Source organism: Pseudomonas sp. NPDC096917 (genome assembly GCF_044762555.1).
Lineage (GTDB): Bacteria > Pseudomonadota > Gammaproteobacteria > Pseudomonadales > Pseudomonadaceae > Aquipseudomonas.
In genome coordinates this window covers 134,767-156,490 of record NZ_JBIWEO010000006.1, presented here as the reverse complement: position 1 = coordinate 156,490, position 21,724 = coordinate 134,767, and the positions used below count along the sequence as shown (strand labels likewise).

16 protein-coding genes are annotated in these 21,724 nt (G+C 56.9%); 4 read left to right on the top strand and 12 right to left on the bottom strand.

Annotation, left to right across the window (positions count from 1 at the left end; genetic code table 11):
- Nucleotides 1-10: 10 nt before the first annotated feature.
- Nucleotides 11-6,430: an NEL-type E3 ubiquitin ligase domain-containing protein gene (locus ACIQYF_RS09195; RefSeq protein ID WP_402859832.1), complete on the bottom strand. Its 6,420-nt coding sequence runs from the start codon at nucleotides 6,428-6,430 to the stop codon at nucleotides 11-13.
- A 99-nt stretch (nucleotides 6,431-6,529) separates the two neighbouring features.
- Complete coding sequence (locus tag ACIQYF_RS09190; protein ID WP_402859829.1) at nucleotides 6,530-7,435, bottom strand: DMT family transporter; 906 nt, start codon at nucleotides 7,433-7,435, stop codon at nucleotides 6,530-6,532.
- A gap of 134 nt (nucleotides 7,436-7,569) precedes the next feature.
- On the opposite strand from ACIQYF_RS09190, the gene ACIQYF_RS09185 reads away from it, so the two are divergent.
- Nucleotides 7,570-8,448: a helix-turn-helix transcriptional regulator gene (locus tag ACIQYF_RS09185; RefSeq protein WP_402859826.1), complete on the top strand. Its 879-nt coding sequence runs from the start codon at nucleotides 7,570-7,572 to the stop codon at nucleotides 8,446-8,448.
- Between the two features lie 71 nt (nucleotides 8,449-8,519).
- On the opposite strand, the gene ACIQYF_RS09180 is transcribed toward ACIQYF_RS09185, so the two are convergent.
- The 3 genes from ACIQYF_RS09180 to ACIQYF_RS09170 form a co-directional block, all read right to left on the bottom strand.
- The gene (locus ACIQYF_RS09180) at nucleotides 8,520-10,952 is read right to left on the bottom strand and encodes a TonB-dependent siderophore receptor (RefSeq protein WP_402859823.1); all 2,433 of its coding nucleotides are present in this window, start codon (nucleotides 10,950-10,952) and stop codon (nucleotides 8,520-8,522) included.
- 145 nt (nucleotides 10,953-11,097) lie between these two features.
- Nucleotides 11,098-12,042 (bottom strand): FecR family protein, encoded by a 945-nt coding sequence (locus tag ACIQYF_RS09175; RefSeq protein WP_402860135.1) that lies wholly within the window; start codon nucleotides 12,040-12,042, stop codon nucleotides 11,098-11,100.
- A 41-nt stretch (nucleotides 12,043-12,083) separates the two neighbouring features.
- Nucleotides 12,084-12,635: an RNA polymerase sigma factor gene (locus ACIQYF_RS09170; RefSeq protein ID WP_402859820.1), complete on the bottom strand. Its 552-nt coding sequence runs from the start codon at nucleotides 12,633-12,635 to the stop codon at nucleotides 12,084-12,086.
- 371 nt (nucleotides 12,636-13,006) lie between these two features.
- On the opposite strand from ACIQYF_RS09170, the gene ACIQYF_RS09165 reads away from it, so the two are divergent.
- On the top strand, nucleotides 13,007-13,435 hold the full coding sequence (locus ACIQYF_RS09165) for an HPF/RaiA family ribosome-associated protein (RefSeq protein ID WP_402859817.1): 429 nt from the start codon (nucleotides 13,007-13,009) through the stop codon (nucleotides 13,433-13,435).
- 80 nt (nucleotides 13,436-13,515) lie between these two features.
- Here the strand turns inward: ACIQYF_RS09165 and ACIQYF_RS09160 are convergent, their stop codons facing one another.
- A complete protein-coding gene (locus ACIQYF_RS09160) occupies nucleotides 13,516-14,016 on the bottom strand; it encodes a phosphate-starvation-inducible protein PsiE (protein ID WP_019410844.1) in 501 nt (166 codons plus the stop codon).
- A 319-nt stretch (nucleotides 14,017-14,335) separates the two neighbouring features.
- Here ACIQYF_RS09160 and ACIQYF_RS09155 point away from each other — a divergent pair, with 319 nt between their 5' ends.
- Entirely contained in the window at nucleotides 14,336-14,596 is a 261-nt protein-coding gene (locus ACIQYF_RS09155) for a YebG family protein (RefSeq protein WP_402859812.1), read from the top strand.
- A gap of 80 nt (nucleotides 14,597-14,676) precedes the next feature.
- Here ACIQYF_RS09155 and ACIQYF_RS09150 read toward each other — a convergent pair whose 3' ends face one another.
- From ACIQYF_RS09150 to hmgA, 4 genes are all read right to left on the bottom strand, one after another.
- Nucleotides 14,677-15,702, bottom strand: coding sequence for a Leu/Phe/Val dehydrogenase (locus tag ACIQYF_RS09150; RefSeq protein ID WP_402859809.1), 1,026 nt, complete (start codon nucleotides 15,700-15,702; stop codon nucleotides 14,677-14,679).
- A 209-nt stretch (nucleotides 15,703-15,911) separates the two neighbouring features.
- Nucleotides 15,912-16,541 carry a maleylacetoacetate isomerase gene (maiA, locus tag ACIQYF_RS09145; protein WP_402859806.1) on the bottom strand — a complete coding sequence of 210 codons (630 nt, stop codon included), beginning with the start codon at nucleotides 16,539-16,541 and terminating at the stop codon, nucleotides 15,912-15,914.
- A gap of 12 nt (nucleotides 16,542-16,553) precedes the next feature.
- A complete protein-coding gene (fahA, locus tag ACIQYF_RS09140) occupies nucleotides 16,554-17,858 on the bottom strand; it encodes a fumarylacetoacetase (RefSeq protein WP_402859803.1) in 1,305 nt (434 codons plus the stop codon).
- Between the two features lie 3 nt (nucleotides 17,859-17,861).
- Nucleotides 17,862-19,166, bottom strand: a complete 1,305-nt coding sequence (gene hmgA, locus ACIQYF_RS09135) for a homogentisate 1,2-dioxygenase (RefSeq protein WP_402859800.1) — start codon at nucleotides 19,164-19,166, stop codon at nucleotides 17,862-17,864.
- Between the two features lie 162 nt (nucleotides 19,167-19,328).
- Here hmgA and ACIQYF_RS09130 point away from each other — a divergent pair, with 162 nt between their 5' ends.
- Nucleotides 19,329-20,123, top strand: a complete 795-nt coding sequence (locus ACIQYF_RS09130; RefSeq protein ID WP_402859797.1) for an IclR family transcriptional regulator — start codon at nucleotides 19,329-19,331, stop codon at nucleotides 20,121-20,123.
- Nucleotides 20,124-20,567: 444 nt separating this feature from the next.
- On the opposite strand, the gene ACIQYF_RS09125 is transcribed toward ACIQYF_RS09130, so the two are convergent.
- Both ACIQYF_RS09125 and ACIQYF_RS09120 read right to left on the bottom strand, forming a co-directional pair.
- The gene (locus ACIQYF_RS09125; RefSeq protein WP_402859794.1) at nucleotides 20,568-21,254 is read right to left on the bottom strand and encodes an LrgB family protein; all 687 of its coding nucleotides are present in this window, start codon (nucleotides 21,252-21,254) and stop codon (nucleotides 20,568-20,570) included.
- The gene (locus ACIQYF_RS09120) at nucleotides 21,244-21,630 is read right to left on the bottom strand and encodes a CidA/LrgA family protein (protein WP_402859791.1); all 387 of its coding nucleotides are present in this window, start codon (nucleotides 21,628-21,630) and stop codon (nucleotides 21,244-21,246) included. Before ACIQYF_RS09120 ends, ACIQYF_RS09125 begins: the two co-directional genes overlap by 11 nt.
- Nucleotides 21,631-21,724: the final 94 nt, after the last annotated feature.

Sequence of the window (21,724 nt, the reverse complement as noted above, 5' to 3'; positions counted from 1 at the left end):
GCGCCTGATTTTAATGGATGTTCAGGTTGGCCAATGCTTGGAGGGTGAGCCTGTTGCGTAACGGCAGCAGCGCATTGTCGTAACTCTGTGTGTCGAAAACATCTTGATCGTCTACGACGGTAAGGTGGGCGTTATACAAGGCATCGAACTGTTGCGCATAACGTGCTCTCAGGAATTCGTCCCAAAAGGGATCATTAATCATGTGATCCAGCATGGGCACGCTGTTATCCATCGCCAAGATAGCAACCCTGACCCTCTCAATGGCCTGCGGCTCAACAATGCCTAGAGATGGGAACCTCATGTGGTGAGGCTGGGCAGGCAGTTCTAAAGCCTCTGCCAGCCTTAGCCGGTAAGTGAAGCCTATTTCGAGTACATCAGGGGCATCGCTCCTTTGGCTTGCATCCTCAACGGCAAAAGCATCCAGCACTTTAAGGCGAAACTGCCCCCGAATGAGCCGGGCCAAGCTCGTTTCGGCTCGGACCGGATCATCGTCAGCCAATGCTTTGAACACCAATACCTGAGTTTCCAGGCGACTGAACAGAAGCGAGACTGAGTCGCAGCACTCCGTAGGTTTCGATGCCCTGTCAAACAAGACCTTACGTATGCGCTCACTCTCGGTTGCCGCTTCAAGCACACGTTGTACCCGGCGTACTAAATCATGCTTTTCTGCGTCAAAATCGGCGGTGGTTTTGAGGTCATCAATCACCTGAAAAAAGCGTAATGCACGGGGTTCCTCTCGAAGCATTTGGCATTGTTCAAGCCTCATTTGCCGTTCATCAGCATCAAGTCCGTCAAGCCATACCCCATGGTCGAACGCCAGTCGCCCAGGGTGATCGGCCTCAAGGTGCAGGCCAAAGTTGATGCCTGTACGGGCCTGATAAACCTGTAATTGCTCGATAGCAGCCGCTGTCAGAGGGTTATCTCGCAATGAGGTGACTCGATTGATGGCTTGCGGGCCATTCAAGACCTCTGGCGGCACTGTACTGATCTGGTTATGGCTTAAATCCAGATGGGTAAGATGGGGCAATTGCATCACCCCCATCGGCCAAGTGGATGATTGAGTCTGCGACAGGTTTAATTCTCGCAACTCAGTCAGTTGCGTCACATCAAGGCGCCCACTCAACACACAACCGTGCAGATTCAAATACTGCAAATTGACCAGCCCGGCCAGCGCCTGCTGATCTGTGGGTTGCAAAGGGACTCTATTGCCAGCAAACGACAACTCAACCAGGCTGGAGAGCTGACCTAGGGCCTGCGGGAGGCGCGCAAATCTGCAGTCTTCCACTTTCAAGGACCTCAATGAGCCAAACAGGCGCAGAAACTGATTGATGTTACTTTCTACTCCCAACGCCATTCCGGCCCCCACCCTCAGCCCCGTGAGGGTCAATTCACGGATATGTGAAAAATCAGCGCTGAGCACGGGCAGTGTGCTGACGCGCCAGTCCTTCAGCTCCAACCTATAACCTGACTCATTTCCCGATAAGCCCGTGATAACAGACGCTTCCTTTCGCCAGGCCTTGATCAAAGCGTTGGCCAGATCATGTTTATGGAATTGAGCCGCATAGTCATACGTTTCAAAGTCGGCTTTTTGCTCGATCCAGGTAGTGAGCTGCTGCTGAAGCGCCCTGGCTTGGCCTTCAAGTCGGGTCAGCTCTTGCTCTACGTCCAAACCACGCGAACGCATCTGTTCTAGCGCCCTCACTGAATCATAATTGGCGCCACTGGCAGGAAATATTTTTTCGTAGCGTTTGCGTAACTCCAGATCTGCAAAAAAACGGTCTGTCGCATCCCCCCGGCCACTCAATGAGTAACCGATTCGCCCGTCTGCCAAGCGTTGGGGCGGGGCAAACCATGGGCGCTTGGCCACCATGCCTAAGGTACTGTTGATCTGCTCGCGGTTCTGGATAACCGTTAAGGTCAGTTTCTCCTTCAGCAACTCGCTGCCACCGGCATAGTTGTCGCCCAAAGCCGTACGCTCAGCGTCCGGCAATGCTGCCAGTAACGTCGTGAAAAAATCCTGAGGGCTGACGCTTAAGTCGCGCGCGGGCACCGAGAAGGCTTGCCAGCCTTGACCAGTTCTTACAAGCGTTAACTGGACAGCGCCAATGTCGGGCCCCAACTGACTGAGCAACGTGCCGTTAACAGAACCCTCACGAACCTCAACCTTGAGCGTCGCAGACCAGCCGGGCTGTTTGCCGAACGCGTCCAGCATTAACCTCACACTGTCGTTATTTTGCAGGGCAGGCAGGTAAAAGCCTTCGATGGCACGGTTGACTCTTAACTCCCGCAAATAAACGCGTGCTTCTTCTGCTAGCCGCAACGGCACACGGCCCTGCTCTCTCAACTGCCGGGTTTCGGTTCGATTGGCGCTGCGCACCAGATCGCTGGCGATGCACGCAGGCAAACCGGGAAAGACCCGTTTTAACAAGGCTACTCGTCGGCCAGGCTGGTTCTCGGAGACCTGCGCAACCGCATCAAACAAAGCAGGCGTGACGCCGCCTGTTGAGCGGATCAAATAATGATAAAGCGCGTGTACATACCTCAACTCGTCAGGGGTGTCCGTGAGCAGGTCAAAATAAGTATCGCCTGGGCGCATTGACTGCCTGAGCGCTCCCAACTGCGCAGACGTCAACTTTGCCAAAAGGCCAGGATGCGCCCCGTCAAACGCATCGGCTATATCATCGAACAATGAGCGCTCAACCTGTTCATCGCGCTTGACCACCAGGGTTTCAAGGCGCTGAACGTGCCTGAATCGTTGCAGCGTATCAACCAACAGGGGCGGGACTGGCTCACGGTTTACATGCACTCGCCTGAGCATGTCCTCGGTCGTGTTGCTGACGTGCAAAATGCCGGTTATTTGATCGCTGTTAAAACCTGACGCGCGGTACCCAAGACGCTGCAACAGATACTGCCCGTCCCACTCCATCGGCTGCTCATAGTGGTGGCGCCAGGCCCCCTCACCATTGCCATAAACCGGAATCGGCGCACGGGCAAAACGGCTCGAGTCGATGATCGCATTCACCCAGCCATCCGTCGGGGATTGAACCTCATAACAATGAAAATCCAGCCCAACGCAGGGGCGACCATTGTGGGTGTAAATACCTTGGGCATCCTGTTCCAGTTGGCTTGAGGCGTCCACGTCAGCCAGTGCATAGCGTTCTACTTGCGGATGTGCCGTATCAATGAATCCGTCTGGGGTACGTTGGGCAACCAGTTCATCGCCCATGGCCTGGCGCCATCCCCCCACTGTCACCTGTGCAGCACTGAGCTGGCTTTTGATTCGTGGTGAAGTCACCAGACCTGCAATCAATGCCGCAAAAAAACTGTCCGGCCCAGCCACGGCGGGTATAGGGGTGTGAAGCTGCATGTCATAAGCCCAATAGCGCCCGGCTCCGTGGTCAACGAACCCCAGTTCATTCTTGCGGTATTTTTCAAAACCGGCGCCCGCAACGACGTTCTCGCCCGGGGGATAAATGATCAAATCAACGTCAAACCATTGCTTGAGCTTCGAGGTGCACAGCTCCTGCAAGCATTGATCGACGACTGGATTAAACCCGCGAGGGTGGTAAACAGCATCCAGCAAGCATTCAACCCTGCTCGAAAATTCGGCCTTGCGGACGGCCTCATGCACAGACTCGGGCAAACGCTTTGAGCCCAGCAATGCACGCCGCTCAAGCGTTTCATGAAGGTGCTGGCCATGATTGGCCAGGTCCGGATAAAGACGCAGCAACTCATAGCAGCGCGCCATTGTGAGGCTGGGATGTACCTTGCGCAGGTCGAAAATCGCTGGGGGAATCGTGGCTTTTCTGGGGGAATCAAGCGGTAGATAAGTGAGATCGCGACTGGTTGGCAGGCCGTCCACAGGAAGAGCATCCTTGTTCACGGTCAAGGCGGTGAATAAAGCCTCTTTGTGCTCATTAAGCTGTGAGATCAGCAACTGACTCATCTGCAACGCATCGGTTGGCAGTGATAACTGCTTGATGAGCGCACTTAACAGATCGTCAGGAAACGCTTTGAGCAGTGAAGACGTTGTTGAAACAAGCTCGCCATCATCCAGACGCTTTAACCACACCCCATTGAGCGATTTGATGACTTGAGTTGTCTGTCCATACATTTCGATCATGGGGCTATCGCTATCAAGCACTATGAGGCTGCTGTCTTTTGGCCAGCAATCAAGTCGGGGTATTAACGCCAATACGGGGCGCTCGATCACCGAGGGGGAATGCTCATAACGGTTCAAGCCATCGGCACAACGCTGGAGCTGAAGATCGGCCTGGAACCGAGTGACCGCATCCGTCAGCGCTGCCGGTGCATGACCTCCAGCCCATAGCACCTGTAAATCTGCCCGGCTCACAGCACTGACAGCCAGCGCCCTTTGCGCCGCCTGGGCAGTCATGCCGCTGACCATCCGGCACAGTAACTGGCTATCGCTTAGCCCAGGGCTGTCATCCAACGCCAATTGCCAGCGCCGTTGAGCCTCATCCCAAACAACTGGCGGCCTGTAGGCGCCCGGCTCGACCTTGGCGATGGCCCGCCATGTGCCGTCAGGATTACGCACAACTTCGACGACATAGCGCTGACCGTCTTTTTCCAGAAAGACATAGTCACGCCCTGAATGTCGATAAATACCCTGCTCATCCAGCGCCATGTTGTCTGTGACTGACGCGGGAACCCCAGCGAAACGTGCCGGGTCGCTTTGCCATAGATCAGTACGCCCATCTGCCCGGATAAAGGTTCTGGGTTGCCCCATCTGTTGCAACAACTGTGCGTGACGACGTTGAGCCAGTGCGCCCGCCTTCCTGTGCAGCAGTGGGGTGACCAACATATCCAGGGCGTCCAGCAGCAGTTGTGCGCCCCCACTGTGATCACCCTGGAACGATTGCTCCAACGCACTGAACACATCCTTTACCGTGCTGCCCAAAAACAGTAAGAGAATGACCTTGGAGAGCCCCTTGGTAGCACCGGGTACCGGGATCAATAAAAGACTTGATAACTCGTCAAATAAGGTGCTGACCGCCGATACCAGGTCCTCCCAGTCTTTGATTGACCGCTCCTGCGCCATTTGCAGGGCTCGGTTGGCATAGAGCCCGCAATGAAAATAAAAGAGCGGTGCCTCCAGAGATGTTTGATGACGGACAGCCTTGAAGCCCAAATCGTCAAAGACTACCCAGTCACGTCTGATACGGGGCAACTGACCCTGGATGTTAAAGCCAAAGTTGCCCGCGCCTGCGGGCTCTGGAACAACCGTCATCAACTTGCCCAGGATTTCCTCGGACAACTGCGCCCTGAACCAGTCCAGATTCTTTTCGGCACGATCCCTGAGTAACTGGTTGCGCATATCCGTGATCAGGTGCGTTTGAGAGCTGTGCCAGCGCAGTTCACCCGCTGGGCGGCCAGGGAAAAAACTGAACATCCCCTCCGTGCCCGGCAGCTCTATCTGATAAAACGGGATGATGAACTGATGGGCATCCGTTCGATCAGTGGGTACAAGCCGGCTTGAAATAGAAAATCCTCTTTGAGGATGAAATCCCTGGCCACTCAACAGTTCCGCAGCCGTGAACTTGATCGTCAGGACTATTTGAGTGACCTTCAAGGCACTGGATTCACTGTCCATTGCATCACTGAGTGCTTTGACTGCGGCCCGCTTTTGCGGGTTTGGACCACAGGTTCTATAAAACTCCATCAAACTAAACTGCAGATGCGCCTTTGTCTGGGTGCCTAACACCCCATGAAGGCTTGCGTCGGGCAGTAGAGCCTCCACTATCCGTACTTGAAGTGCTTCCCCCAGATTAAGACTGCGTGCCACATCGATAAATGTGTTGGCGGGGATAATGGACGTTGTATCGATGTTGTCAGGCAATTGTGCCGTTCTGAAGTCGATGCCGGGCGATTCATTGATAAAGCTGGCATTGACCAGGCTGTCACTTCTGTAGCTCGCAAAATAGGCAAGAAAACCATAGTTCGAACAGGCCGCCTCCCACAGGGTCATGCTCAGCACATACGCAATCGGTGTGCCTTCATCGAGCAGCGGGAGTGGCTCCGGGAGCGGCTCATCCTCAGTCGCATCGAGCGAGCGCCTGAGCCGTTGGGGAAATTGCTGCGGCCTCTGCGGGGTATGCAAGTACCGGGTATGTATATAGACCTTGAGCGGGTCCAGATCCTTGCCCGTCAACGCCAGTAACTTCGCCCGAATCCGGGCAACACCCTCCGTTTGAAACGCCTCTTTTAGTCTTTTGTCTTCACGCTCTACGTTTTTGGTAGCCGTTGAATATTGATGCGCTAACTGACGGTAACGACGTTGCTCGGCGTCGGTCAGTGACGCGAACTGGCTTTTGAGCGATTGACGCAAATGATCGAACACCTCTTGTTCGGCCCAGTGTGTTGCGGATAAAAAAGGCGAAGTCAGTCGGTTATTGTCTAAAAGGGCCATGGGGGCTACTCAGGAGTTAAACCCTGAGACTAATGACCTGCCCCCACGTATATCGTTAGATATGTACCACCTGCGCCCCTTTGAGCCATAGCCACGCAATCAGGCCAAACGTTTGCTGTTTTCAGGCAGAACTATCGGTTTTGGCTTACGGAACACCAATACATTGCCCAGCATCACCAGCACCAACCCGGCCAAGGCTGGTGCCGTCCACTGGTACCCCTCAACAAAAGCAGACACGTTGAGCGCCACCAGCGGGAACAACACCGTGCAATACGCCGCCCGCTCGGGGCCCATGCGCCCGACCAGGGTCAGGTACGCGGTAAAGCCAATCACCGACCCCGGAATCACCAGGTACAGCAACGAACCCATGTAGCGCGCGTTCCACTCCATGTTGAACGCAATGCCACTGATCCCGCAGTACAACGCCAGCATGCTCGCGCCATACATCATGCCCCAGGCATTGGTGGTCAGGGGTTTGAGCCCGGCTTTTTGTTGCAGGCTAGACAACATGTTCCCCGCCGAGAAGCACATCGTGCCGATCAGGGCCAACACCAACCCCAGCAGGGTTTCAGGCGTTGCGGTGTGCCCGCTCAATTCTGGCCAGAACAACAATGCCAACCCAAGCAGGCCCAAGGCTCCCCCGGCGATCACGTTACGGGCGATTTTCTGTTTGAAGAACACCCGCGCATTCAGGGCGTTCCATAGCGTGGCGGTGGAAAACACCACCGCGATCAGCCCCGTGGGCACCCATTGGCTGGCGGTTAAAAAGCACATGAAGTTCACGCAGAACAGGCACAGGCCCTGAGCCAGGCAAATCAGGTGGCCGCGCCGGTTCATGACTTGCAGTCGACCACTGAGCAGCAGCAGTGCGAACAGCACCAGCGCAGCCAGGCCGAAGCGATAAACAATCGACACAGGAATCGCAACAACGCCCAGTTGCAGTTTGAGTGCAATCCACGTGGTGCCCCAGATCAGTACCGTTAAAGCATATAAAAACAGGTTCATGGCGCACTCCAGTCAATGACTTTCAGTGTGTGGCCTGGCGCATGGCTGCACTTGCAGATTCTTGCGCTTTTGTTTGAACGGGGCTGGCAGGCCTTGGGCGACAGAGTAGGATGCAACACGTTGGAGATCTGATCATGCACACACTGCACAACCTGCAAGTCTTTCAAGCCATGGGCAGCTCGCCCAATGCCCGGCTGGAGCACAGCGCCGAATTGGGTGACGGCATGGCTACGGCGTTGTGGAGCAACCATCATGACGCGCGTTGCTACGAGGCGCCGACTCACCACACGTTGTCGTGCTACATCTCGGGCGGTACCGGTACCTTTCGCCGCGAAAAACCGGGCGCCAGGGGCGCACCCGGCAAACTCTGCGTGCTGCCCGCCGAGCATCAGTCCTCGTGGATCATTAACGGTGAAATCCGGCTGGCCCACGTGTATGTCAGTCAAGAGCAATTCGCACTGGGTTGCATCACGTTGCTCGACCGTGAACCCCGCACCCTGCAACTGCGCGAGATCACGTTTCAGGACGATGAGCAGCAAAGCCAGCGCTTTCATCAGTTGATCAACATGAACTGGAGCGAACCGGGCGAGCGTTTGCTAACCAGCAGCCTGGCCAGCGCCGTGCTCGACCATGCGTTGTTGAGTCAGGTGGGAATGCGCGACGGGCTACAACTCAAAGGCGGGTTGGCCGCCTGGCAACGGCGCCACTTGGTCGAGCATATTGAGCACTCGCTGGCCGAACCGATCAGCATCGGGCAACTGGCCGCGCAATGCGCACTGTCGCCCTATCACTTTGCGCGGATGTTTCGTGAAAGCTTCGGCGTACCGCCTCACCAATACGTGTTGGCCCGGCGCATGACACGCGCCCGTGAATGGCTGCGCAACGGTTCACTGGCTCTGGGGGACATTGCCCTGGCGTGTGGTTTCGCCAGCGCCAGCCATTTCACCAATCGGTTCAAGCAAGCCATGGGCGCCACGCCGGGGGAATACCGGGCCGCTTTTAGGCCCCTGTAAGAGCACGTGTCTGGCGATCTTTTGATCTTAAACATCAAAAGATCGCAGCCTGCGTGAGTGACAGATCGGGTTTAAAACTCCAGAGTGCTGGAGAGCGTGAACTGACGCGAATCACCTATCGAGACGAAGGTTCGGCTGGCCGCCGAGGTGTAGTAGGTGCGGTCAAACAGGTTTTTTACGTTGAACTGGAATTTGACCTTCTGCCCTTCGATGTGGGTGCCGTAGGTGGCGAAGGCATCGGCAACGGTGTAGGCCGGCAGGTCAAAGTCATTCAGGGCATCACCTGCCCGTTCGCCCACATAGCGTGCGCCCGCACCGACCCGCAGCTTGTCACCGCCGATGAGGGTCCCGAAGTCATACACCGCCGACACCGAGCCGCTGTTTTTGGCCACGTTCTGCAAGCGCATGCCTTGGTAGGTGAGGTCTTTGGTCACTTCGGCATCGGTGTAGGCGTAGCTGCCGATCAGGCTCCAGTTCTCGCTCAACTGGCCGCTGACATCCAGCTCAAGGCCACGTGAGCGCACCTGGCCCGCCGTTGAGTAAACGGTGTCTGCGCCCACGGTTGTCGACACCAGTACGTTGCGTTTTTTAATGTCATACAACGCCACCGTACCGGTGATACGCCCTGGAATATCCAGCTTGGCGCCCAACTCCCAGGCTTTGGACTGCTCGGGTGCAATGGCCGAATCCAGCACCACACCGCCATCCAGCGGGGCGATGCTGGAGTTGGGCTTGAACGATTCGGTGTAACTGCCGTAGAAGGACAACTCATCGGTGTAGCGGTACACCAGACCGGCACGCGGAATCCATTTAACCCCGTTGGTATCAGTATTGGCCTTGAACGGAATGCCTTTACCGGCCAATTGGTCATACTTCTGCAAGCGCGCACCGGCCACCAGAATCCATTGATCGGTGAGGTGAATGGAGTCCTGAGCAAACAACGAGTCACTGCGCAGCAAGTCCGTCTGGTTGCTGTCTTTGGCGCTGACCGTGGTACCGGCCACTTCATTGCCGTACACCGGATCGAGGTAGCTGAAGGTGGACTTACTGTTTTGACGGATCAATTCAGCGCGATAGATTTTGCGGTATTCATCATCGAAGCCAAACACCAGATCATGTTGCATACCTGCCGCCTGGACGCTGCCTTGCAGGCTGAACGTGGAAAAGCGGTCGGTGGTGAGGGCGCCTTGAGTGCCGTCCATGCTACGGGTCAGGGTGCCGTCGGAGTTGACCTTGGTCACGCGCACTTGGCTGGCGTCGTAGGTTTCGCGGTTCCAGCTGTAACCGAAGTGGGCTTTCCAGTCGTCATTGAGGTCATGATCGACTTCAAAGCGGTACAGGTCCGAACGCCCTTCCATGTTGTTGAACGGCTCATCCAGACGGCGCGTGGCCGGGATGTCCAACGGATGATTGGTCGCGGGATTGATCGCGGTGCCGCGGTCAAACGGTGACAGGAATTCACGGTGTTCGTACGCCAGCAGCACTTGGGTGTTGTCGCCATACCAGGCCAGCGAGGGCGCTACCAGCGTCTCGCGATGCACGCCAAAGTTGCGCCAGTAATCTTCGTCTTCGTGGTCGACGATCATCCGGTAAGCCAGCCCCGAATCCCCCATCGGGCCGGTGCTGTCCAGGCTGGCGCCGCTGCCATTCTTACCTGAGCCATAACTCGAGCCTCGAACCGTGAGCGCGTTATACGCCTGCAATTGGGGCTTTTTGCTGACCACGTTGACCACGCCACCCGGGTCTTGAATGCCGTACAACAACGAGGCCGGGCCTTTGAGCACTTCGACTCGCTCAGCAGTGGCATTGAGCGCCCTCCCCTGCACAATCGGCATGCCATCACGCATGATCGAACCATCGCGGTTGTCACCAAAACCGCGCTTCATGACCGAGTCCTGGGTGCTGCCCAGCGTGTTGCCCTGCGTAATGCCGCTGATGTTGTTCAGGGCGTCATCCAGATTGCGCGGCGCCTGATCGCGAATGACCTGAGCGGGTACCACGTTGATGGTTTGCGGGACTTCCATCGACGAGCCTGTGCCGCGCATCACCGAGGTGGTGGCCGGTGGCTGATACGTGGCGTCGTTTTGCAGCTGCGACGTAATGCTGGTGGCACCCAGGTTCAAGGCCCCCTCGGTCGGCTGGGGTTCGAGGGCATAGGTTTTACCGTCGATACGGCGGAGGTTAAAGCTCGACTGCGCCAATAATTGCTGCAAGGCGTGGTCAGCACTCATACGGCCCTTGACGGCAGGGGCTTGCAGGCCAAATGGAGCGTCGTCGGTGTAGACCACACTGAGGCCGGTGACCCGGCTGAAATCGTTGAGCGCTTGAGGCAAGGGCTTAGCGGGCAGATTGAAATCAAACAGGGCCACGGATTGCTGCTGGGCAGCACCCTGCGCCAGCGCCACGCTCAGCGGGCTCAGCGCCAGGCCCACCATCATCAGCGCCGCCGCGCCCAACCACCGCTTTACCGAACCGCCTGCCGCCGACTTTGCCCTGGACTTCATGCTCATGACCTGTGTGTGACCTGTTACGGAATGCGAATTTTTCGCATTTTCAAGCACTACACGGATGGGCGCGGGGTATACCTCACCTGAGATTGAAAAATAATGTTGATACGGCTCCCAGCGAAAAAAGTACCTGCGATCACACTCAACGCAGAACAATCACCCGCCCCAACACATTGTGCTGTTCAAACCCCAGCACGCCTTGCAGTGAGTTGATCACCGCTTGCGGGTCCTGGCTGGGGAAGCTGGCGCTGATGCGCCGCTCTCCCAATTGAGCGTTCAGCAGCACAATCTGGCCTGGGTAATAACGCTTGAGGTCGGCCACAACGTCTACCATGGGCGTCTTGTAATACGTCAGCCAGCCTGTGCGCCAACCCAATTGCGCGAGGCTGTCGACGCGTTGCACAGCCTCTGCCACGCCAGAGCCGTAGGCCACTTGTTGATCGGCGGTGAGAATCTGCTGCGGCGCATCTTTGTCAGCCTTGACCCCGACCCGCCCGGACAACACCGTGACCTGTGCCCCGCGCAACTGCAACCGGACTTCAAATTCGGTGCCCAGTACCCGCGCTTCACCGCCGTCGGCGTCTACCACAAACGGCAGGCCAGTATGGGTTACATGGAAAAACGCCACGCCACGGCGCAACTCGACATGGCGTTCACGGGCGTTGAAGTTGACCGCGATGGCGCTGTCGGCGCCCAGCGTGACTTCGGATTTATCGGCCAGGGTCAGCGTGCGCACTTGTCCCGGCGCACTGACGTAATCGGCGCCCAAGTCATTCACCCAGCGCATCGGTTGCCAGCCCGCCAAAACGCCCGCCATCAACAACAGGCAGGCCGCCACTGCCAGCCCCCCGGACCAGCGCGCGATGCGACTGCGACGGCTCCCATTCATCTGGGAGAGGTAGCGCTGCAACACCCGCGCATCTTCGTTAGCCAAGGTACTACCGGCCACTTCGCTCAATTCCCACACCACTTGCGCCTGGGCGTAAGCCTGCGCATGGGCAGGGTCGGCTTGCAGCCAGCGGCTGAAGGTGGCCTGATCACCACTGTCCGGCTGATCGTGCAGCACGCTCAGCCATTGCAGCGCCATGCGCTCCTGCTCGGGTGTCACCTGGATAGGCGGATGAGAGGTCACGAAGCTGCCCCTGGCGGCTCACGCAAGCTGGCCTTGCAGGCCTCTAAGGCGCGCATCATATGTTTTTCGACAGCGCTTTGGGACACGCCCATGACCTTGGCAATGTCGGCATAGGTGCGACCGTGAATGCGATTGAGCAAAAAGATATGTCGCGTGCGCTCAGGCAGGCTACGCAAGGCCGCTTCTACCTGACGCAAATCATTACCCGCCTCCAGTGCCGCCTGAGGTTCGCTGCCTAGAGCATCAGGATCGGACTGCCAGTGCTGGTTGACCCGATCTCGGGTGCCTTCGCTGCGCAAGTGGTCGATCGCAATATTGCCCGCACAACGCAATAAGTAAGTGCCCAGTTCCTCGACCTGCACCAGGGGCCGTCGCCAGAACCGCAGAAATAAATCCTGAACCAGATCGGCAGCGGTAGCCCGACAGCCCACGCGACGACTCACCAGCGCTTCCATTTGCGGGCGCTGGGATAAAAACACCTGCAGAAAATGCGCACGTCCATGGCGCGATTCACTGCCAGGACCATCCTTGTGTTCGGGAGGGATCATGGGCGTCGATGCGGAAGTCAGAAAAGTAACCAGATATTAATGATAAATATTCTCATATGCAAAACGAGATGACGGGCTGTGCAGGATCAATTGCTCGCCGGCCTGCCCTCCCGGGTCAAGCGGGCCTTTTTGCTGGCACAGCTGTATGTCCAAAGCTCTGTCGCATTTTGATATACATCAGCCATGGCCCGCACACGCGGGCTTTTGTCCCTGCCAAAGACTGACACCGATCAAGGCGAATGTTTTTTATTGAAAATAGTGCTTGAAATATTTGCTCATCGGCTCAAACACTGTAACTGAGCGCTGACGATGAACCTTTGAGTCGTGAGGCCGTCAGAACTCACACGAGCACGCTAGAGAAGGGAAGAATTATGCAAACTGAAGTCTTTTCCGATAAGAACATCGCTGTTGACGTACGTACCCAAAATTGGGTGACAGCTACAGTTGAAGTTACGCTCGAACGTCATTTGTTAGACCTGACTCGAGTGATCGTGCATGTAACCGACGAGAACGGTGGCAAATCCGGTCCAAAAGACAAACTCTGCAAAATGGAGGCTCGTCCAAAAGGTCATCAACCCATCCTTGTGTCCCACAAGGCGAATGAACTGACACTCGCCGTTGAAGGCGCTGCGACCAAACTGGAGCACGCTCTGGAGCATTTGTTCGGCAAACTGCGTGGCAAACACACCCCTAAACTTGCCGTTGAAGGGTTTGAAGAGAAAGAGCAAAAACAAAGCCCTGACGCTTTGCTTGAAGAAGAGTTTTTGGAAAAAGAGCAGGAACTCGCCATCAATAGCTGATTCAGCGCCCAAGGCGCACTAAAAAGGGCGGGCTTACTTTGGTAAGCCCGCCCTTTTTTGTGGTTGCACGCAATACAGGATTACAACTCGCCCTTCTCCACTTCCGGGTGTTCGCCAGAACCGGCGCCCGTCTTGCGGTGCGGGTTCTCGATCTTCACGGACGGGAACTGCGACGACGCATAGCGCACCACCAGAATCGCAAACGCCAGCAGCAGAATCGCCCCCGTCAGATACACCACGCCCATGTCCGGCGGGTTGTGGTGCGACACATTGGAAATCAGCAAGCGGGTCAATGCCGTGATCGCCACGTAAATCAGGAACCGCACGGGCATGTGGTTGGTCTTGAAATAAATCCCGACCATGGCGCCCAGTTCGAGGTAGATAAACAGCAGCAAAATGTCATCGATGGAAATGTTGCCCTTCTCCACCATCTGCAGAAATTCCATCACCGCCGCCCAGGCCGTGACGGCACCTATGGCAAACAACGCCAGGTAGTGGAAGGTTTCAACGAACAGATTGCCCATCGATTCGGCCAGTTCATGTACCCGGCGACGTAGCTTCTCAGCCTTGTTTACTCTCACGATGCAGCTCCTTGATTCGATTAGAACGGATCATCCGCAATGAACGTGACGGTTTCTGCATGCAGAAAAAAGGCCACCCACCGCCAGTGAGATGATGGTCAGCAGCGATTAGACACGTCACTTGCACTAGAGTAAAAAAGTCACTATTAAAAACGTGGCGATTGGCCTATGCTTTTAGCTGTATAAAAACACAGTGATTGCCGAATGAGTGACCGTGAAAACGTTTGTTATTTGTTAAATGCGCAGTCCTTGTGGTTTAGCTTCAACCCGATCAGGGGGAATTTCCCCTCCAACACTGCACCTGATGACGAGGCCAACTATGGCTGTTGAAACCCTGTATCGCAGTACCCGCGACTTGGAGACTACCTTCGTGGACCGAAAACTCGCCGATGCGCATGACCAAATGCTTGAGCTGGCTGAGTCGCTCACTGTGGTGCTGCTAAAAAATGTCCCCGACTTGACCGAGAAACAGGCAGAGGATGCCGGTATCTACATGGCCAAAAACCGCGCGGTATTCGCAGCAGCCTTTAAAAACAATGCCGCGGCGTTGGCCGAGCTGAGCAATGAGGCAGACGAGTAACTGGCAAAACGTGCGTGCGCACCTCACACCAGCAAGCGCGAGCTTGCTACAGGGGGGGCTACAGAGGGTAGGCCAGAGTTTTAATCCTCGGGATACAACAACCGCTTCGCCAATTCATCCGAGACTCGGGCCGGTGAGCGCTTTTCCGCTTGGGCATGGGCGTAGATGCCGGTCAGACGTTCGCTGATGCGCAGTAAGAGTTGATTGATCGCTTCTGGCTGTGCCCCTTGATGGGTAAGGGCCATAAAGATCAAACCACCCGAATTGATGACGTAATCGGGCGCATACAAGATGCCCCTACGCTCAAGTTGGTCGGCGACCTGCAGGTTGGTCAGCTGGTTATTGGCGCATCCGGCCACGGCTGAACAGCGCAGTTGCGCGACGCTGTGCCAGTTCAGCACGCCGCCTAGTCCGCACGGCGCCAAGATGTCACACGGGGTACTGAGCAAGGCTTCGCACGCCACTGGATGAGCCCCCAACTGTTCCATGGCCAGACGCACCTTGCCGGGGTCTGTATCGCACACCAGCAATTCAGCACCGGCAGCGTGCAGTTGCTCCGCCAGCGCATACCCTACCTTGCCCAACCCCTGGATCGCGACCCGCAGGCCTTCGAGGTTGTCGCTGCCCAGGCGCGATGACGCTGTGCTGCGAATACCGGCGAACACGCCCATGGCGGTATGCGCCGAGGGGTCGCCAGCCGCAGTGGTGCTGGTGACGTGCTGGGTGTATTGGGCGATGCAGTCCATGTCGGCAGTCGAAGTCCCGCTATCGATTGCCGTGATATAGCGACCGTCGAGTTGTTCGACACAACGACCGAACGCTTCAAACAACGCGGCGCGACTTTCAACATGCGGCGCACGCATGATCACCGCCTTCGCCCCGCCTACCGACAAACCGGCCAGCGCAGCTTTATAGCTCATGTCTTGAGCTAAACGGATGGCATCATTCACCGCACTTTCGTCGTTGGGATAAGCCAGGTAACGACAGCCGCCCAACGCTGGGCCCAGGCGACTGCTATGAATAGCGATCACAGCCTTGAGTCCTGTGACAGGGTCAACGCTGAGGTGCAGCGACTCCACATGAGCGCTTTGCATGAGAGCAAACATGAACCAGCCCTCGATCGGAGAAAGGTAATCGCCAGTATAGGCCGTGACAGAAAAGTCGCTGAAGAGCGCGGGAATAAGTTACATAGATTTACGAGCTTATAGACATATGCAGGTAAGAATTTAGAAGCCACCTCCGTGGAGCTACAGCAGGCTGCGATCTTTTGATTTTTAAGACCTAAAGATCACAGCCTGCGCCAGCGCCTGCATGATTACGTCGGTGTATCTGGCTGATTCGCAGGATGCGCCTTGATAAATGCCGGGTGCTGTTCTGCCAATGCTGCTACCCGCGCAATTCGCGGATACGCTGCCAGCGACACGTTGAACCGCTCTGCGGCATACAACTGCGGGATCAAGTACACGTCCGCCAGCCCTGGCTCAGAGCCAAAGCAATAATCGCTATCGCCTATCAGTTGCTCAATGGCTGCCAGACCTTGAGTGATCCAGTGACCGATCCACTGTGCCACCTGCTCTTCGTCCTGGCCCAATTGGCGCAGTTGATTAAGCACGCTGACATTGTGCAGCGGGTGAATATCACACGCCACCAGGGCCGCAACCGCTCGCTCGTGAGCTCGGGTCACCAGCGATTGGGACAACAACGGCACCGCCGGATAGCACTCTTCGAGGTACTCGATGATCGCCGGGGATTGGATCAACACGCTGCCTTCGTCAGTGCGCAAGGCCGGTACACGGCCTTGCGGGTTGATCGCTCGATACGCCGGCTGACGATGCTCACCCGAGAGCAGATTGATCGGCACGACCAGGGCATCCAGGCCTTTGAGCGCCAGCGCAATTCGCACCCGGTACGACGACGTTGAACGGTAGTAGGCAAAGAGTTCCATAGCTCGCTCCCGTTAGCGTGCAGCGATGACCTTGCCCCGGCATTCGCCGAAACCGATAGAGGCATAGCCTTCACGCGTGCAGCGGGCGCGCAGGATGATTTCGTCACCGTCTTCGAGGAATCTACGCACCTCACCCGACGCCAGCTCAATCGGGTGTTTGCCGCCTTCGGTGATTTCCAGCAGGCTGCCCAGTTGTGAGCGATCAGGCCCCGACAAGGTGCCCGAGCCGAACAGATCGCCCGACTGCAACTGGCAACCGTTAACGCTGTGATGAGCCACCAACTGCGCGGCGGTCCAGTACATATTCAGGCTGTTGCTCAGGCCCAAACGGTGCGCAGGCAGGTTTTGCTCGCGCATGGACTCGGTCAACAGCAGCACTTCCAGCTCGATGTCCAGTGCGCCACTGGCTTGGTCCTGGGGATCCAACAGGTAGGCCAACGGCTGTGGGTCACCCTCGGGGCGAGCCGGTTGCGCGCGGCGGAACGGCTCCAGCGCTTCGGCCGTCACCACCCATGGCGAAATGCTGGTAATAAAGCTTTTGGATAGAAAAGGCCCCAGTGGCTGGTATTCCCACGCTTGAATATCCCGCGCCGACCAGTCATTGAGCAGGCAAAAACCGGCAATGTGTTCGCCCGCTTCGCTCACGGGGATGGCTTCGCTCATCTCGTTGCCCTGCCCCACCCAGATACCCAGCTCCAGCTCATAGTCCAAACGGGTACAAGGGCCGAAGCTCGGCTCCGTCTGGCCTGCCGGCAAGGTTTGACCTTTGGGACGGCGCACGTCGACACCCGACGGGCGAATCGTCGACGCACGGCCGTGGTAACCAATTGGCACGTACTTGTAGTTCGCCAGCAACGGATTATCGGGACGGAATAATTTACCGACATTTTTCGCGTGTTCGATGCCGACATAAAAGTCGGTGTAGTCACCGATTTTGGCCGGCAGATGCAGTTCGCAATCGGCCGCCAATGGCAGCAATGTTGCGCCTTGAGCTTCGATTTTTCCGCGCAGGGTACTGCCTTCGCTCAGCAGTTCCAGCAAGCGCTCACGCAACGCGACGCGGGCTGTTTTGCCCAGCGCAAAAAAAGCGTTCAACGAACCGCCCAACGAGGCTTCGACCGCGACTTTGGCTTGCCCTTCAAACAAGCCGGCCGCCAGCGCGGCTTCCAGATCAAAGATATGCTCGCCAATCGCAACGCCGCTGCGCGGGGCCGAGCCCTTGAGGCTGAAGATGCCCAGCGGCAGGTTTTGCAGCGGGAAATCGCGGTGTCCGTTAGCGGAGCCGATCCAACTCAGGGTTAATGCGGACTGGGTCATGGGTTATCTCCGATTCGGGGTAAAGGTGGAGGGCAGCGAAGCCCAGCACGCGTCGTAATTAGGCTGCAGTTGCGGGCATTCGAGGGCGAACTGGCTCGGACGCAGCACTTGGCTGGTCTCAAACATAAAGGCCATGGTGTTATCGATTTTGCTCGGTTGCAGATCGGCGGCGATGGCTTTAGTACAGGTTTCGGCATCCGGGCCATGGGCGCTCATGCAGCTGTGCAGCGACGCTCCGCCAGGTAAAAAACCCTCGGCTTTGGCGTCATAGCTGCCCTGGATCAGGCCCATGAACTCGTTCATCAAATTGCGATGGAACCACGGCGGACGGAAGGTATTTTCAGCCACCATCCAGCGCGGCGGGAAGATCACGAAATCGAGATTGGCCAAACCCGGCACGCTGGTGGGCGAAGTCAGAACGGTGAAAATAGAGGGATCGGGATGGTCAAAGCTGACCGTGCCAATGGTGTTGAAACGGCGCAAATCATATTTGTACGGCACATTGTTGCCGTGCCACGCGACCACGTTCAGGGGCGAGTGATCCAGCTCGCAGCCCCACAGTTCGCCGAGAAACTTTTGCACCAGCGTGACCGGCTGCTGCGAGTCTTCGTAGTGCGCAGTCGGGGTCAAAAAGTCACGTGGATTGGCCAGGCCATTGCTGCCAATCGGCCCCAGGTCCGGCAGGCGCAGCGGCGCGCCATGGTTTTCAGCGATGTAGCCACGCGCCTGCGCGTCGAGCAATTGAACACGAAACTTGAGCCCACGCGGGATAACCGCAATTTCCAGAGGCTCAAGGTCCAAACGCCCCAATTCGGTGGCAATGCGCAAGCGTCCCTGTTCCGGTACCAGCAACAACTCGCCATCAGCATTGAAAAATACACGTTGCATCGAGGTGTTGGCGCGGTAGCTATAAATGCGGATACCCGCTGGTTCTTGCGCACCATGATTGGCAGCCATGCCCACCAGACCGTCGATGAAGTCGGTGGGCTCGTCAGGAATCGGCAGCGGGTTCCAGCGTAAACGATTGGGCGTCACCGGCCCCAGCGGCCCTCCGGCCAATTGACGTTCAAGCTTGATAAACGCCGGGTGATTGGCTGACGGCTTGATGCGGTACATCCAGGTGCGCCGAGACTCGCTGCGCGCCATGGTGAATGCCGTGCCGGATAACAATTCGGCGTACAGGCCATAAGGGACTTTTTGCGGGGAGTTTTGCCCAACCGGCAAAGCGCCGGGTAGCGCTTCACTGCTGAATTCATTGCCAAACCCGGATTGATACGTGAGGTCAGACAAAGACGAGTCGAGGTTCATGGAGCCTCCAGCGTGGAGAAAACAGTGGATTCACTCGGCGTTGAAAGCACCGATGTCTCACTGCGTTATTTTTATCGTAATCGGATTACGCATAACGTAATTTGATTGGTATTAAGCGTCAAGCTATAAAGACGCCCATTCGTCCCGAGAACCAGCGCCTCCATGGAAAAGCCCCGCAGCAACACTGACAGCACAGGCAAACAGAAAGTGCGCTCCGCAGAAGTCGGCACTGACATCCTCAAGGCCTTGGCCGAGCTGTCGCCATCGACTTCTTTGTCGCGCCTGGCCGAGCACGTGCAAATGCCCGCCAGCAAAGTTCATCGTTACTTGCAGGCGCTGATTGCCAGTGGGTTTGCCGAACAGAATGCCGCCACCAATCATTACGCTCTAGGCCGCGAGGCATTGCGCGTGGGCTTGGCCGCGCTCAATAGCATGGATGTGCTCAAAGTCGCCGCTCTGCCCTTGGCTGAGTTGCGTGATGACTTGAACGAAACCTGCTTTTTGGCCGTGTGGGGCAATCAGGGGGCGACCGTAGTCCATATTGAGGCCGCCGTTCGTGCGGTCACGGTGGTCACTAAGCTGGGCTCAGTGCTGCCGCTATTAAGTTCGTCGACCGGATTGGTGTTCAATGCCTTTTTGCCTGACCGCGAAACTGCCGAATTACGCGAGCAAGAGCTGAAAACCGATCAACTGCACCCGCTGCAAACGGCTGAAGCCTATGCGGCCATCAGCGAGCAGATCCGCACCCGAGGTTTGCATTTTGTGCATGGTTTGTTGATGCCGGGCGTCGATGCCCTGTCAGCCCCGGTGTTTGAAGCCACCGGCAAAGTGGCTGGGGTGCTGACAGTCGTGGGGCCCACGTCGCTGTTTCATGCCGATGAACATGGGCCGGCAGCACAACGCTTGTTGGCTGCGGCTCACGCCATCAGTTGGCGGATGGGTTATCAGCCAGCTTAAACGTGTGCGCAATCAACTTTCCCCGCGGTATAAGGCACGATCATTATTTTTTGACAGCAGGCCGCCACAAGCCTCGACCTAGAGCGCTACAAGCCTTGGACGACTGTTGCCCAAGCTGTAAAAGAGATTGTCGTAAACCGGGCTTACTCCCTGACGGGCAAGACATTATTCTTGCCGCACTTGCCAGGCACACAGGCCTTGGACAAGCCCAGAGCATTGAGTCCAGCGACTCTGCTCTCCCCCCGATTTACCCTGACGTTGATTTGTAGCTCCTTGATGAACGTCTTCTTTGGCCGCTGTCTTACAGCGGCCTTTTTTATGCCCGGGATTTGAACCGACAGGCCCTGTCGCCGCTGACGAGAGACAAGGTGTTTCACACCGGTTTTTCAAAAGCGCGCCCCCTTCGGGCTCGATTGCAGCCTGCGGCAGCGGCGACGAAAAACGTTAAAGCACCCACGTCAGCAAAGGGGCGGCAAACAGGTTAAGAACGCCGGTCAACACCATGACCAAACCGGCCACCGAACCTTCTTCATGACCAACCTCACGTGCACGGCTGACACCCGCACCGTGGGCGCCGACAGCAAACAGCGCACCGCGCGCCAGGCTGCTGCGCAAGGGCAACCACTTGAGCAGGATGCCGCCCATCAGCGCCCCAAAAACCCCGGTAAACATCACGAATACGGCCGTGAGATCCGGCACTGCGCCCAGGCTTTGCGCCAGCGGCATGGCAAACGGCGTGGTGATTGAGCGTGGCACCAATGACAAGGTCAGTGAGGTGTCGAGCGCCAGCGCCCTGGCCAGCCAAAACGAACTGCCAATCGACACCACGCTGCCTGCCAGCATGCCCAATAACAAGGCCATCCAATGCTGCGCGAGCAGTGTGCGTTGCTGCCAGATAGGCACGGCGAAGGCCACGGTCACCGGGCCCAGCACCCGCATCAACCAATGGGTATCTCTGGAGTATTCGGCGTAAGCCGTATTCAGCGGCACGGCCACCGCCAACAACAAGGCTGGCACTAAAATCAGTGGCGACAGTAGGTAGCGCCCGGTACGCCGATATAACCAGCGGCTCAAGCCATAAGCCGCCAACGTGAGCACCAGCCAGAACACGGGCATGCATTCAAACGTCATGGCGCAACCTCCAGCGGCAGACGGCTTCGACGGTAAACGCGGTAACCACCATCACCAACAACGTGCTGATGCCGATGACCAGCAGGATGCGCCAGCCGTCATCGCGCACCAGCCCCCCGTAATCGAGCAGGCTCATCAACGCGGGGATAAAGAACAACAGCATCTCGGCCATCAATACACCGGCCCCCCGTTGCAAGGTCGCAGGCTTGACCCAACCCAGGGCGAACGCCAGCAGCAACAGCACCATGCCGATCACCCCGCCCGGTATCGGTAAATGCCAGCCTGTCGCGATCTGACACCCCAAAAAATAAAGGGCCAGCAATACGGCGACTTCACTGACCAGCCGTCCCGCGCGTTTTACATCAAAGCGTTTCATGTTGTTTCCACTCCAGACAGGGCTTCAGTTTAAAGAGCCCCCTTCCATACCGAAAACGAATTGTTAGACTAAGCACCATTCCAAACTGGAATCT